This window comes from Streptococcus tangpeifui (assembly GCF_044503215.1).
Lineage (GTDB): Bacteria > Bacillota > Bacilli > Lactobacillales > Streptococcaceae > Streptococcus > Streptococcus tangpeifui.
In genome coordinates this window covers 1,993,103-2,005,835 of the sequence record NZ_CP172427.1, presented here as the reverse complement: position 1 = coordinate 2,005,835, position 12,733 = coordinate 1,993,103, and the positions used below count along the sequence as shown (strand labels likewise).

At 42.1% G+C, this 12,733-nt stretch carries 13 protein-coding genes; 11 read left to right on the top strand and 2 right to left on the bottom strand.

The genetic code is table 11. The features are described 5' to 3' along the window. Positions 1–32: 32 nt before the first annotated feature. The 3 genes from ACFSN5_RS09260 to ACFSN5_RS09250 all read left to right on the top strand — a co-directional run bounded on the left by ACFSN5_RS09260 (position 33) and on the right by ACFSN5_RS09250 (position 2,701). The gene (locus ACFSN5_RS09260; RefSeq protein ID WP_165212288.1) at positions 33–209 is read left to right on the top strand and encodes a hypothetical protein; all 177 of its coding nucleotides are present in this window, start codon (positions 33–35) and stop codon (positions 207–209) included. A 748-nt stretch (positions 210–957) separates the two neighbouring features. Beyond that, the gene (cysS, locus tag ACFSN5_RS09255) at positions 958–2,301 is read left to right on the top strand and encodes a cysteine--tRNA ligase (protein WP_165212289.1); all 1,344 of its coding nucleotides are present in this window, start codon (positions 958–960) and stop codon (positions 2,299–2,301) included. After that, the gene (locus ACFSN5_RS09250; protein WP_165212291.1) at positions 2,294–2,701 is read left to right on the top strand and encodes a Mini-ribonuclease 3; all 408 of its coding nucleotides are present in this window, start codon (positions 2,294–2,296) and stop codon (positions 2,699–2,701) included. Before cysS ends, ACFSN5_RS09250 begins: the two co-directional genes overlap by 8 nt. 395 nt (positions 2,702–3,096) lie before the next feature. Here the strand turns inward: ACFSN5_RS09250 and pbp3 are convergent, their stop codons facing one another. Further along, positions 3,097–4,332 carry a D-alanyl-D-alanine carboxypeptidase PBP3 gene (pbp3, locus tag ACFSN5_RS09245; protein ID WP_165212293.1) on the bottom strand — a complete coding sequence of 412 codons (1,236 nt, stop codon included), beginning with the start codon at positions 4,330–4,332 and terminating at the stop codon, positions 3,097–3,099. 226 nt (positions 4,333–4,558) lie between these two features. After that, on the bottom strand, positions 4,559–5,917 hold the full coding sequence (locus tag ACFSN5_RS09240) for an aspartate kinase (protein ID WP_165212295.1): 1,359 nt from the start codon (positions 5,915–5,917) through the stop codon (positions 4,559–4,561). Between the two features lie 157 nt (positions 5,918–6,074). On the opposite strand from ACFSN5_RS09240, the gene ACFSN5_RS09235 reads away from it, so the two are divergent. The 8 genes from ACFSN5_RS09235 (at position 6,075) to fabG (ending at position 12,729) form a co-directional block, all read left to right on the top strand. After that, the gene (locus tag ACFSN5_RS09235; protein ID WP_165212297.1) at positions 6,075–6,731 is read left to right on the top strand and encodes an HAD family hydrolase; all 657 of its coding nucleotides are present in this window, start codon (positions 6,075–6,077) and stop codon (positions 6,729–6,731) included. 169 nt (positions 6,732–6,900) lie between these two features. Continuing rightward, entirely contained in the window at positions 6,901–7,692 is a 792-nt protein-coding gene (locus ACFSN5_RS09230; protein WP_165212299.1) for a trans-2-decenoyl-ACP isomerase, read from the top strand. A gap of 399 nt (positions 7,693–8,091) precedes the next feature. Then, positions 8,092–8,526, top strand: a complete 435-nt coding sequence (locus ACFSN5_RS09225; RefSeq protein WP_004229930.1) for a fatty acid biosynthesis transcriptional regulator FabT — start codon at positions 8,092–8,094, stop codon at positions 8,524–8,526. Then, entirely contained in the window at positions 8,526–9,500 is a 975-nt protein-coding gene (locus ACFSN5_RS09220; RefSeq protein WP_165212301.1) for a beta-ketoacyl-ACP synthase III, read from the top strand. Before ACFSN5_RS09225 ends, ACFSN5_RS09220 begins: the two co-directional genes overlap by 1 nt. Before the next feature lie 65 nt (positions 9,501–9,565). Continuing rightward, positions 9,566–9,790, top strand: coding sequence for an acyl carrier protein (locus ACFSN5_RS09215; RefSeq protein ID WP_165212303.1), 225 nt, complete (start codon positions 9,566–9,568; stop codon positions 9,788–9,790). A 223-nt stretch (positions 9,791–10,013) separates the two neighbouring features. Then, complete coding sequence (gene fabK, locus ACFSN5_RS09210) at positions 10,014–10,988, top strand: enoyl-[acyl-carrier-protein] reductase FabK (protein ID WP_165329435.1); 975 nt, start codon at positions 10,014–10,016, stop codon at positions 10,986–10,988. Positions 10,989–11,061: 73 nt separating this feature from the next. Then, on the top strand, positions 11,062–11,982 hold the full coding sequence (gene fabD / locus ACFSN5_RS09205) for an ACP S-malonyltransferase (protein WP_165212307.1): 921 nt from the start codon (positions 11,062–11,064) through the stop codon (positions 11,980–11,982). Between the two features lie 9 nt (positions 11,983–11,991). Further along, on the top strand, positions 11,992–12,729 hold the full coding sequence (gene fabG / locus ACFSN5_RS09200) for a 3-oxoacyl-[acyl-carrier-protein] reductase (protein WP_165212309.1): 738 nt from the start codon (positions 11,992–11,994) through the stop codon (positions 12,727–12,729). Positions 12,730–12,733: the final 4 nt, after the last annotated feature.

Below are 12,733 nucleotides of genomic sequence, written 5' to 3'. Positions count from 1 at the left end.
TCGTCAGTTCGGACACCGTAAAAGAGGGAATAATGAACTTTATTAAGAAAAATTGGTTAAATTTACTGGTCATTATTTTGGCCTTTCTCAATGTTGGTCAGCAATGGCTCAATGGCAGTCGTAGCTATGCTTATATCTGGCTGGCTATCGGTATCTTTTGGGTTATCCTGACCTTTATCATCAAAGATGATGGGCCAAAGAAGAAATAGGCTAAGCCTAAGTTTTGTGCTTTACTCTTGTTAGGTAAATACTTGTCTAGTTCTTGATGACAGTGGACTTTGAGAAATCTGAGAATATTATGAGAGGGGACTCAATCGATAAATCGTCATGAAAGGCGATTTCGATTTTCCTCGCTCTCCTATTTTAAGGCTCAGGTCTCTGCTGCTTTCTTATTTTTAGGTGGTGGGCTTTGGCAGTCTATCCCCAGACTGCCAAAGCCCACTGGAGCATTTTGACACTTGCTTTGCAAGCTTTATTTCCCGATTAAAAAGCTCTACCAGAGCTTTCTAACCCACCTCCGCACAGTTTAATCAAGACATAAAGCTGCTAAGCCTGCAAAGGAATTTAGGAAAATCGACGCAGGTGTAAAACACCTGAGAGATTTTATACTGTCAGAGCCATATTTGTAAAGTACTAAAGCACCAACAACTATGTCTCTAATTCCACAGCACTGTAGGCGTGCTCGATTATTAGCTATCTCTTGTATGGCACTTAAACAGTTCAGTGGACGGTTTAAGAGGGACGCCTGAAAATGGGACTGCGCCCCAAGATAAGGACTTCCAATCATCAGTGGTTCAGTGGTATTAAAGTACCTAATGAACTGTGCAAGAGTAAGACTTCTCGGCATAACTAACAAGTCTTACTCCTAACCACTGCGTCAAACTACTCTATCTAAACTAGTTAATAGGAGGCAGGACTTTTGTCCCACCCTCTGACTATTTCATGAGGAAAAACATTATGATAAAAATCTATGATACCATGACGCGAAGTTTGCGCGACTTTGTCCCCCTACATAAGGGTCAAGTCAATATGTATGTCTGCGGACCAACAGTTTACAATTATATTCATATTGGTAATGCTAGATCCAGTGTAGCCTTCGATACTATTCGTCGCTATTTTGAATACGCTGGGTATCAAGTTAACTATATTTCCAATTTCACTGATGTTGACGACAAAATCATCAAGGCAGCCAAGGAAGCTGACATGCTCCCAAAGGACTTGGCTGATAAGTTCATCGCAGCCTTCATGGCCGATACCAAAGCGCTAGGGATCAAACCAGCTACGCAGAATCCTAGGGTTATGGACTTTATGGATCACATTATTGATTTCGTCCAAGTCTTGATGGATAAAGGTTTTGCCTATGAAGTTGAGGGAGATGTTTATTTTCGTGTGCAAAAATCGCAAAATTATGCAGCTTTGGCCAATAAAACTCTAGCTGATCTGGAAGTTGGAGCCAGTGGCCGCACTGATAGTGAGACTGAGCTCAAGGAAGACCCCCTCGATTTTGCTCTGTGGAAATCAGCTAAACCGGATGAAATTTCTTGGGACAGCCCATGGGGAGCCGGTCGACCAGGCTGGCATATCGAGTGCTCGGTGATGTCGACTACTATTTTAGGAGACACTATTGATATTCATGGTGGCGGAGCAGATCTTGAGTTTCCTCACCATACCAATGAAATTGCCCAGTCTGAAGCCAAGACGGGGAAAACCTTTGCTAACTATTGGATGCACAATGGTTTTGTTAATGTTGACAATGAAAAAATGTCCAAGTCCCTGGGTAATTTCGTAACTGTCCATGACCTTCTCAAAACAGTTGATGGTCAAGTGCTTCGTTTCTTCTTAGCAACCCAGCACTACCGCAAACCTATCAACTTCACCGAAAAGGCCCTCCACGATGCCAAGACCAATCTCAAGTACCTCAAGAATACCTATACGCTTCCGCTGAGTGATCAGGTTGATCAAGCCGGCTTGGACAAGTTTCTAGCAGATTTCAAGACTGCCATGGATGATGATTTCAATGCCGCTAATGGCATTACGGTTATCTTTGAATTGGCCAAATGGATCAATTCAGGTCATTATAACCAAACTATAAAGGAATCGTTTGCTAAGATGCTGGAGGTTTTTGGCATCATCTTCCAAGAAGAGCGTTTAGACAACGAAATTGAGGACTTAATTGAAAAACGCCAAGCCGCCCGGGCACAAAAAGATTTTGCGACAGCTGATAAGATTCGTGATGACCTAGCAGCTCAAGGGATTAAACTGTTGGATACCAAAGATGGCGTGAGGTGGACCCGTGACTAAAGTCAATGTCAATCTCATAAACGGTATCGCCCTAGCTTTTGAGGGAGATGCTGTTTACTCCCTCTATATTCGCCGTCACCTGATTTTTCAAGGACAGACTAAACCTAACCTGCTTCATCGTCTAGCTACTCACTATGTATCAGCCAAGGCTCAAGCTATGCTGATTGAGGCCATGCTGAACCGCAATCTTTTAACGGAAGAAGAAGTGGTTATTTATAAGCGGGGCCGTAATGCACACAGCCATACTAAGGCTAAAAACACCGATATTATCACCTACAAGATGTCAACCGGTTTTGAAGCCATCATGGGGTATCTCCACATGACTGAACAAATCACCCGACTGGAGGAACTGATTGACTGGTGTATCAGTTATGTCGAAGAAAATAGGGGGAAAAAATAAAAGAGCTAGACTCAATTGTTAGGACAAAGCTAACAATTGAGTCTAGCTTTTTAGTTGCAGGGTTCAAAAAAATCGTGACTATGATATGAACGACTGTCCTTTTCCTTAAGACTCACTTTTTAAAACAGCACAGCGTTTGAAAGTGATTTATCACACGAAAAAAGTTTCCTCCTAAACTTCCTTTCCCGCACAGTTGGATTGGATTTCCGCTTTGGTCTTGTGACAAAGAAAAGCTAGCCAGCAGTGGTTTATTGGTGCTAAGCACCTAATGAACTGTGCAAGGGTAAGGCTTCTTGGTATAGCAACAAGTCTTACCCACCTGTGTCCGTCTGATAAATCTAGAGTCATAACAAAAGAGGCAAGACTTTTATCTCGACCTCTTGTTGCATCTTACTTTATAGCTTTTCGTTGACGTAGCGGACGAAGTGGTTCCACCATACCTTGAGGAAGAAACTCTTTTTGACAGGTTTCTGAGCTACTAAGGTTACTTGCGGTGGACCATCTAGATAACCTGTACCGATTAAATCGGGATCATCGTAGGTCAGAGTACCAACCTTGGTACCTTTTTTGATTGCTGCTGTGACCGGCTTAGTCTTAGCTTTAGCACTTGGTTTATTGTCGGAGCCAATCTTAGTGACTACACGGAAATCGTCTTTGGAAACTGCAGAGACGTTTTTTGATTTACCATCCAAGACTTGAGCCTTACTGGCTTTGTAGGCCTCTCCTTCGACTGTTAGGTTAGTCAGTTGGAAATTATAAGCTACGTAGTTGAGTAATTTATTTGTAGCATCAAATCGAGCATATTCATTGGTGTCAGCATGATCCGCATGGAGAATAACCGAGATAATTCGCATACCATTTTCAGTCGACGTTGCGACGAACGACTGACCAGCTAGTTCAGTCGTTCCTGTTTTCAGACCATCGACGCCTTCACGAGCATAAGGCATTCCATCTAACATAAAGTTAAAAGTAGTCATGGTTGTACCATGAAAGTCTGCCTTGGTTTTCTTACTAATATTCAGAACATCGGGATAATCTTTAATCAGGTGCTGGGCAATAATAGCAACATCGCGAGCGCTCATGAGGTTTTCGTCATCAGACTTAGAATCAGGATAAATATGGTCGCCAAGATAGCTATTGTTGAGGCCAGAGGCATTGACCAGTTTGGCATCCTCAATTCCCCACTCCTTAAGTTGGGTCTGCATCATATCGACGAAGGTCGGTTCGTCCCCCCCAATTTTCTCAGCCAAGGCAATAGCAGCACTGTTGGCACTGGCAATCATAGCAGCCTTGACCAATTCTTTAACTGTGTATTCGCGGTCATCCATAGGGACATTGCTGGCTTCAGAATTGGTCGTTAGTCCATAGGCATAATCGGAAATTTTAACTTTAGTACTCCAAGAGAGTTTGCCATCATCAATAGCCTTGTAGACCATATAAACGGTTAAAATTTTGGTAATTGAAGCAATGCCGTCTGGACTGGTAGCATCCTTTTCATAGAGTACTTTCCCAGTTGAAGATTCAACGGCAATAGCATGCTCAGCGGGGGCCTCGAAGTCATCAGCCTGGACTAGATTGCCAGCAAGGATTAGAGCAAGAGCCATTAAGAGGCTAATAAAAAATTTCTTCATAATCATTCCTTTTTAAAGTAGACTGGGACAGAAAAAAGAACGTCAATCAAAAATAAGAGGTCTTCACCTTCCCATCCTTTTATGAGTCAAGATATATTTTCCGTAAACAATCTCCCTAATTATATCATAAAAGCTAAGGTTACGAGATGACAATCTGATTAAGGCTAAGAATGCTTTTAATTGAGCAAGGCAAAATAAAAGCCCTCGAACTGAGAGCATTTGAAAATTATTTATCCTGACCAAAGAAAGCCTTATAAATCGCCCGAACTGCTGTTTTTTCATGGCTGGACTTGATAACCAGCATGACGGAAACTTCACTGGAGCCTTGGGAAATCATTTCGATATTAATGCCTTTATCAGACATAGCTTTAGTTGCAGTTGACATAACCCCAACTTGATTTTTCATGTTTTCTCCAACAATCATAATGATGGAAAGATCCCTTTCAAATTCGACCTCATCGACACCCAAGTTACGGGTTAGTTGCGTCAGAATCTCTCTTTCTTTGATAGGGGTCAGTTCTCTTTCCCGTAGAATGATGGACATATCGTCAATTCCGGTTGGAATGTGTTCCCAACGGATGTTGAGGTCTTCCAAAACTTGCAAAACCTTGCGGCCAAAACCGACTTCTCTGTTCATCAGGTATTTGGAAATATTGATGCTGACGAATTTATCATCGCCTGAAATCCCTACAACAGGTAGTTCTTGTTTGCTATGTTCTAGGACAATGCGGGTTCCTGGATGGCTAGGATTATTGGTATTCTTAATAACCAGCGGAATCCGTCCTCGATAGGCAGGGATCAAGGCTTCATCGTGCAAGACAGAAAAACCAGCATAGGCCAGCTCCCGCATTTCCCTGTAGGTCAATTCCTCGATGGAGTGAGGCTTATGGACAACACCTGGATGAGCTGCAAAGATACCGTCAACATCAGTGAAATTTTCGTAGAGATCAGCCTTGACACCGGCAGCAACAATAGAACCAGAGATATCAGACCCCCCGCGGGAGAAGGTACAAATTTGCTTGTCAACAGTCACACCGAAGAAGCCAGGGATAACTAGTACCTCATCGCTATCTCGCAATTCTTCCAGTTTATCGTAACTTGAAGGAAGAATTTGGGCGTTGCCGGGTTCACTGGAAACAATAATACCGGCCTTACCAGGGTGCAGGTAACGGGCAGGCAGACCATTCTTACGGAAGTAAGCCGCCACTAACTTAGCATTGTTATCTTCTCCGGCTGCTAGGAAGGTATCGTAGAGAAAATCGTTTCCTTCAATAGGCAGGGTGGCTAATTCTGTAATTGAGGCGGTAATCCTATCAAGGATACTGTGAGATAGGCCTAGTTCATCAATGATACCTTTGTAGCGTTTGATAATCCAATCTTGATCTGCTGAGACATCATCTTCGTTGGTATACGAACGATAATATTTAATGAGAGCATCGGTAACCTTAGTATCCTCAGGGGTACGTTTTCCTGGTGCTGAAACAACTACGAAGCGTCGTTCAGAGTCCGAGCGGACAATATTGAGAACCTTTTTTAACTGTTCTGCAGAAGCCAGCGAACTTCCACCAAATTTAATGACTTTCATAATAATTCCGTCTATCTTTCCTTGTGAGATTGCCTAAAATTATAGCAAAATTCAGACATCTTTTCAAATTCAGTTTTAATCCCCATCAGTCTGCCTGGTGCCTGATTGAACTTTGTCCAGACAGACTCTTTATGGTAAAATGAGGCTGAGGTTTTTCATGAAGCAAGCAATTATTTTTGATATGGACGGTGTTCTCTTTGATACTGAAGAATTCTATTACAGCCGTCGTCAAACTTTTTTAGCAGGTCTGGGAATCTCGATTGACCATCTGCCCCTTAGCTTTTTTGTCGGTGGCAGTATGAAGCAGGTCTGGCAAAAAATTTTAGGTCAAGATTATGAGAACTGGGATATCAACCAGCTACAGGCAAATTATACAGCCTATAAGACCGCCCATCCTCTCCCCTACCAAGAAGTTATTTTTTCAGACGTTCGCTCAAGTTTGGAACGTTTAAAAAGGGCTGAGATTAAAATTGGTTTGGCCTCTAGTTCAACTAAGTCAGATATCTTGAAAGCTCTGGGGGATACGGATTTGACTGCTTATTTTGATGTCATTTTATCGGGGGAAGAATTTCCAGAGAGCAAACCGAATCCTGCTATCTACAATACTGCAGCAGATCTCCTAGGCCTTGCTAAGACAGACTTACTGATTATTGAAGATAGTGAAAAAGGTATTGCTGCTGGGGTTGCAGCTGGTATTGAAGTTTGGGCTCTCGAGGACAAGCGTTTTGGTCTTGATCAGAGTCAGGCAGACCGTCTGATAAGCAGCCTAGATCAGGCTATGGAGCTCCTCCGGATACCTGTGTTAGAAGGATAAAATAAAGATAAGTGAGAGGCTGAGCCTAGCATTCGGCCTCTTTTGTTACAAATATAACAAAGGCAAAAGACAGTAATTCCTTGTCAAACTCGTATTTTCAGATATAATAAATTGGAATACGACAAAACCTTTATTTTTGTTTGAGCATTAAAATAATTGGAGGTATCTTATGAATTTTTCAACCATTCTTTATGGTGTCGAAGATGGTGTCGCCACCCTAACTCTCAATCGTCCTGAGGTTTCTAACGGGTTCAATATTCCTATCTGTGAAGAAATCATCGAGGCCATTAGTCAGGCTGAAAAAGATGAAACTGTGCAAATTTTACTTATCAATGCTAATGGAAAGGTCTTTTCAGTCGGTGGAGATTTAGATCAGATGCAAAAGGCTGTTGATGCTGACGATGTTCAATCACTCGTAAGGATCGCAGAATTGGTAAACACTATTTCTTTCATGATTAAGCGTCTGCCAAAACCTGTTATTATGAGTGTTGATGGACCAGTTGCAGGGGCAGCTTTTAACATGGTGTTGGCGGCAGATTTTACCATTGCCTCCGAAAAAGCTAAATTTATCCAAGCCTTTGTTGGTGTCGGTCTAGCACCCGATGCTGGGGGCCTCTTCCTCCTAACACGTTCAATTGGTATCAATCGTGCTACGCAAATTACCATGACGGGTGAGGCTGTTAATGCTGAAAAAGCTTTAGACTGGGGTTTTATCTACCGTCTAGCGGATTCTGAAAAATTGGAACGTGACACGGACCGGTTGATTAAGCGACTGAAACGCAGTTCACCAAACTCCTTTAAAGCGATTAAAGAAATGGTTTGGAAGAGTGAATTTGCCGGTTGGGAAGAATATGCTGACCTTGAATTGGCACTGCAGAAATCTTTGGCCTTTACTGAAGATTTTAAAGAAGGGGTTAATGCCTTCAGTGCTAAACGTAGGCCGAAATTCATTGGGAAATAGATGGTAGATGGCCTTAATCAACAAAGGATTTTGGGAAAATTAGCTGAAGTATTAAATACCCTGAGAGTGCTTTTTTAAATTCAAGAGTTGTATGAGCCCCAGTTTCAAGGGACTAGATTTTGGGAGAAAAATTCCAGTTCTTTTCTCGTCTTAACCTTATCTTTACATTAAAGTGCTAAATAGTCTTAAATTTACTTTTAATTAGTAATATTGCGACTGAGCCAGTTTTGTCAAGGATAAGTTCCAGTCAGTTAATTAATTGGTAAAATAGGACCTGAAAATAAGCTGAAATCCTGCTAAATCGTTAAGAAAATATTTCATTTTTCTTGCAAAGAGATTTCGCATCTGATATACTTTGAATATCAAATTATTTGAGAATCGAGGTATAAGAGATATAAATTGGATTATAAACTAGTAAATGAATATCTAACCAAAGTTTTCAACAATGTCTTAGTCATTGAGGAAATGAGTTTAAAAAACAGCCGCTTTAATGACGTCTCCATGAAGGAAATGCATACTGTTGATATTATTGGTCATATTCCGGATGCTACCCCAAGCGATATTGCTCGTGAGCTGATGGTGACCTTGGGAACGGTGACAACCAGCTTGAATAAGTTGGAAAAAAAAGGTTATGTTGAACGCCATCGCTCAAAGGTTGACCGTCGTGTTGTTCACCTCAACTTGACCAAAAAGGGTCGCTTGATTTATCGTCTTCATAACCGTTTCCACAAGAACATGGTGACACAAATTACAGAAGGAATGGATGAGATAGAGATTAAAACCTTAGAACGTGGGTTGCATAAGCTCTATCAATTCCTTGAGGAGTTGAAATAATGGCTTTTGCAAAAATTAGTCAAACAGCCTACTATGTACCTGAGCAGATTGTTACTAATGATGATCTGTCCAAAATTATGGATACCAGTGATGAGTGGATTTCCAGTCGAACTGGTATCAAAGAGAGACGTATCAGCCGCAATCAAGAAACAAGTGAATTGGCTACTGAGGTGGCCAAGCAACTGTTGGCAAAATCAGGCAGTCAGCCTGAGGAACTTGACTTTATTATCGTAGCTACTATCTCACCCGATTCTATGATGCCAACGACTGCAGCACGTGTACAAGCTAATATTGGTGCAATCAATGCCTTTGCCTATGACTTGACTGCTGCTTGCAGCGGCTTTATTTTCTCACTATCTACAGCGGAGAAACTGATTAAGTCCGGGGCTTATCGAAAAGGAATGGTTATTGGAGCCGAAGTTTTATCAAAAACTCTGGATTGGTCAGACCGCCGTACGGCAGTTCTCTTCGGAGATGGTGCTGGTGGTGTCCTTCTCGAAACAAGTGAGGAAGAGCATTTTCTTGCTGAGTCCCTTAACACAGATGGCAGTAGGAGCGATAGTTTATGCTCAGGAAAGTCAGGACTTAACTCGCCTTATTCGGAGTCTAGTGAAAATGCTCCATTCATGACTATGGATGGTCGAGCTATCTTTGATTTTGCTATCCGAGATGTAGCTTCTAGCATTAAAGATCTTTTAAAAAGTTCGGAAATTTCTAGTGATGACTTAGACTATGCTCTGCTTCACCAAGCTAATATCCGGATTTTAGACAAGATGGCTAAAAAAATTGGTATTGAGCGGGACAAATTTCTGGCGAATATGATGTCTTACGGTAACACCAGCGCTGCTAGCGTGCCAATTTTGCTGGCAGAGTCGGTTGAAAATGGTATAATTAAACTTGACGGTAGCCAAACAGTGCTCCTATCGGGATTTGGTGGGGGATTGACATGGGGCAGTCTAATTGTTAAAATTTAGTATAGATAACTGTGACAAACAGTATTTATAAATATTATTTTTTATTTTAAAGGAGAAATTTTAAAATGGCAGTATTTGATAAAGTACAAGAAATCATCGTTGAAGAACTTGGTAAAGAAGCAGAAGAGGTTCAAATGACAACAACCTTTGACGAACTTGATGCTGACTCACTTGATGTCTTCCAAGTTATCTCAGAAATCGAAGATGCCTTTGACATCCAAATCGAAACTGAAGATGGTTTGAATACTGTTGGTGACTTGGTTGCCTACGTAGAAGAAAAAACTAAATAAGTTCTTTAAGGGACTGGGAGCTTTTCCCAGCCTTTGAATTTTAGGGCTTTAGTCACGAAGATGTGGCCTTGAATCGTCTTGGTTCTTCTGAATAATTCGCAAGGCTGCAAGGTGGAAGAGGAAACTCATCCGCCTTCTTCTTTAGACCGATACTTTGATACTCAAACTTTGACGTTCAAAGTTGTTGGAGTGTTATCAACTTATTAAGAAGGTAAGTAATTATATGAAAACTCGGATTACAGAATTATTAAATATTAAATACCCTATTTTCCAAGGGGGTATGGCATGGGTAGCAGACGGCGATTTAGCAGGAGCTGTTTCCAATGCTGGAGGACTTGGAATTATTGGTGGCGGTAACGCCCCAAAAGAAGTTGTCAAAGCTAATATTGATAAGGTAAAATCTATTACTGATAGACCTTTCGGTGTCAACATCATGCTTTTGTCTCCTTTTGCTGATGATATTGTTGACCTTGTTATTGAAGAAGGGGTTAAGGTGGTAACAACAGGTGCAGGCAATCCAGGAAAATATATGGAACGTTTGCACGATGCTGGTATTACAGTAATTCCTGTAGTTCCGAGTGTCGCCCTTGCTAAACGTATGGAAAAACTAGGCGCTGATGCGGTTATTGCAGAAGGCATGGAAGCAGGCGGCCATATTGGTAAATTGACAACCATGACTCTGGTTCGCCAAGTGGTTGATGCCATTGATATCCCTGTTGTCGGTGCTGGGGGTGTAGCTGATGGTTATGGTGCGGCAGCGGTCTTTATGTTGGGTGCTGAAGCTATTCAGGTCGGAACTCGTTTTGTTGTTTCTAAAGAATCTAACGCCCATCAAAATTTCAAGAATAAATTGCTCAAGGCTAAGGACATCGACACAGTCGTTTCTGCCAATGTTGTTGGTCACCCAGTTCGGGCTATCAAAAATAAATTATCTTCATCTTATGCTCAAGCGGAAAAAGATTTCTTAGCTGGTAAGATTACTGCCCAAGAGATTGAAGAACTCGGTGCAGGTGCCCTTCGCAATGCTGTTGTTGATGGCGATGTGAAAAACGGTTCAGTCATGGCAGGTCAAATTGCAGGTCTAGTGCGTAAGGAAGAAACCTGTGAAGAAATTTTGAAGGACCTCTACTATGGAGCTGCTAAGGTTATCAAGGAACAGGCAGCACGCTGGGCAGATGTAGATGTATCGGAAGACTAATCAAGCGAAGACCTCAGGTGGCTGATTGAGCTTAGCTTAGCAGCCATCTCTAGCCAAACTTGGAGGAAAGACTGTGACGAAAACAGCATTCTTATTTGCCGGTCAAGGAGCGCAGAAGCTCGGCATGGCCAGAGATTTGTATGATACTTATCCGGTTATTAAAGAGACTTTTGACACTGCTAGTCAAATTTTAGGTTATGATGTGCGCGATTTGATTGATCGCGATGAAGAAAAACTGAATCAGACACGCTATACGCAGCCAGCTATCTTAACAACATCGGTTGCAATTTACCACCTCTTGAAGGAAAAAGGTTATGAACCCGATGTAGTTGCAGGGCTTTCTCTAGGGGAGTATTCAGCCTTAGTAGCTGCAGGTGCTTTATCATTTGAAGAAGCTGTAGCTCTTGTGGCGAAGCGTGGTGAATTTATGGAAACAGCCGCACCAGCAGGCACTGGGAAAATGATCGCTGTCATGAATACACCTGTAGAGGTTATCGAGGAAGCTTGTCAACAGGCTTCTGACAAGGGGTATGTCAGACCTGCTAATTATAATACACCGTCACAAATTGTTATTGGCGGTGATGCTGCAGCAGTCGATGCTGCAGTTGAAAATTTGAAAAAGGCAGGGGCTAAGCGTTTGATTCCGCTCAAGGTCTCAGGCCCCTTCCACACGGCCCTTTTAGAGCCTGCTAGTCGTCAGTTAGCTGAGGAGTTAAAAAAAGTAACCTTTTCTGATTTTAAACTTCCCTTAGTTGGTAACACCGAAGCCAAGGTTATGGATCAATCAGAGATTAAGTCTCTATTGGCACGCCAAGTCATGGAACCAGTTCGTTTCTACGATTCAATTGCGACCATGCAAGCGCTAGGCGTGACCTCTTATATTGAGGTTGGTCCTGGCAAGGTACTCTCGGGTTTTATGAAGAAAATTGATAAAACTGCAAACCTATCCCATGTTGAAGATTTGACTAGCCTTCAGGCCTTGCTAGAAAAATAGGAGATTCTTATGGAATTAAGGAATAAAAATGTATTTATTACGGGTTCAACCCGTGGTATCGGTTTAGCTATCGCTCATAAGTTCGCTAAACAAGGTGCAAATATTATTCTTAATGGCCGTTCAGCAATTTCGGATGAGCTCTTAGCTCAATTTGCTGGCTATGGCGTTAAGGTTGTAGCCATTTCAGGAGATGTCTCTGATTCAGCAGATGCTAAACGCATGATTGATGAAGCCATTGCTAGCCTAGGTTCAGTTGATGTCTTGGTAAACAATGCCGGTATCACCAATGATAAACTGATGCTCAAGATGACCGAAGAAGACTTTGAGAAGGTACTCAAGATTAATTTGACTGGGACCTTCAATATGATTCAGGCGGTTTTGAAACCGATGAGCAAAGCCCGTCAAGGAGCAATTATCAATATGTCATCTGTTGTCGGTCTCATGGGGAATGTCGGTCAGGCTAACTATGCTGCTTCTAAAGCAGGTTTGCTTGGCTTAACTAAGTCGGTTGCCCGCGAAGTGGCTGGCCGTAATGTACGGGTTAATGCTATTGCTCCGGGATTTATCGAATCAGACATGACGGATGCTATTCCTGAGAAGGCCAAGGAATCTATGTTGGGTCAAATTCCCATGAAGAGAATTGGCCAAGCTGAAGAAGTTGCTGATGTGGCAATATTCTTGGCAGGTCAAGAATATATTACAGGTCAAGTTATCGCTATTGATGGTGGTATGACCATGCAAGGCTAGTCGC

Bases quoted from the DNA above. Each gene is read 5' to 3' on its own strand.
- ACFSN5_RS09235 (WP_165212297.1), top strand. From the start codon at position 6,075: ATGAAGCAAGCAATTATTTTTGATATGGACGGTGTTCTCTTTGATACT.
- ACFSN5_RS09230 (WP_165212299.1), top strand. From the start codon at position 6,901: ATGAATTTTTCAACCATTCTTTATGGTGTCGAAGATGGTGTCGCCACC.
- fabG (WP_165212309.1), top strand. From the start codon at position 11,992: ATGGAATTAAGGAATAAAAATGTATTTATTACGGGTTCAACCCGTGGT.
- fabK (WP_165329435.1), top strand. From the start codon at position 10,014: ATGAAAACTCGGATTACAGAATTATTAAATATTAAATACCCTATTTTC.
- ACFSN5_RS09240 (WP_165212295.1), bottom strand. From the start codon at position 5,917: ATGAAAGTCATTAAATTTGGTGGAAGTTCGCTGGCTTCTGCAGAACAG.
- cysS (WP_165212289.1), top strand. From the start codon at position 958: ATGATAAAAATCTATGATACCATGACGCGAAGTTTGCGCGACTTTGTC.
- ACFSN5_RS09215 (WP_165212303.1), top strand. From the start codon at position 9,566: ATGGCAGTATTTGATAAAGTACAAGAAATCATCGTTGAAGAACTTGGT.
- pbp3 (WP_165212293.1), bottom strand. From the start codon at position 4,332: ATGAAGAAATTTTTTATTAGCCTCTTAATGGCTCTTGCTCTAATCCTT.
- ACFSN5_RS09220 (WP_165212301.1), top strand. From the start codon at position 8,526: ATGGCTTTTGCAAAAATTAGTCAAACAGCCTACTATGTACCTGAGCAG.
- ACFSN5_RS09260 (WP_165212288.1), top strand. From the start codon at position 33: ATGAACTTTATTAAGAAAAATTGGTTAAATTTACTGGTCATTATTTTG.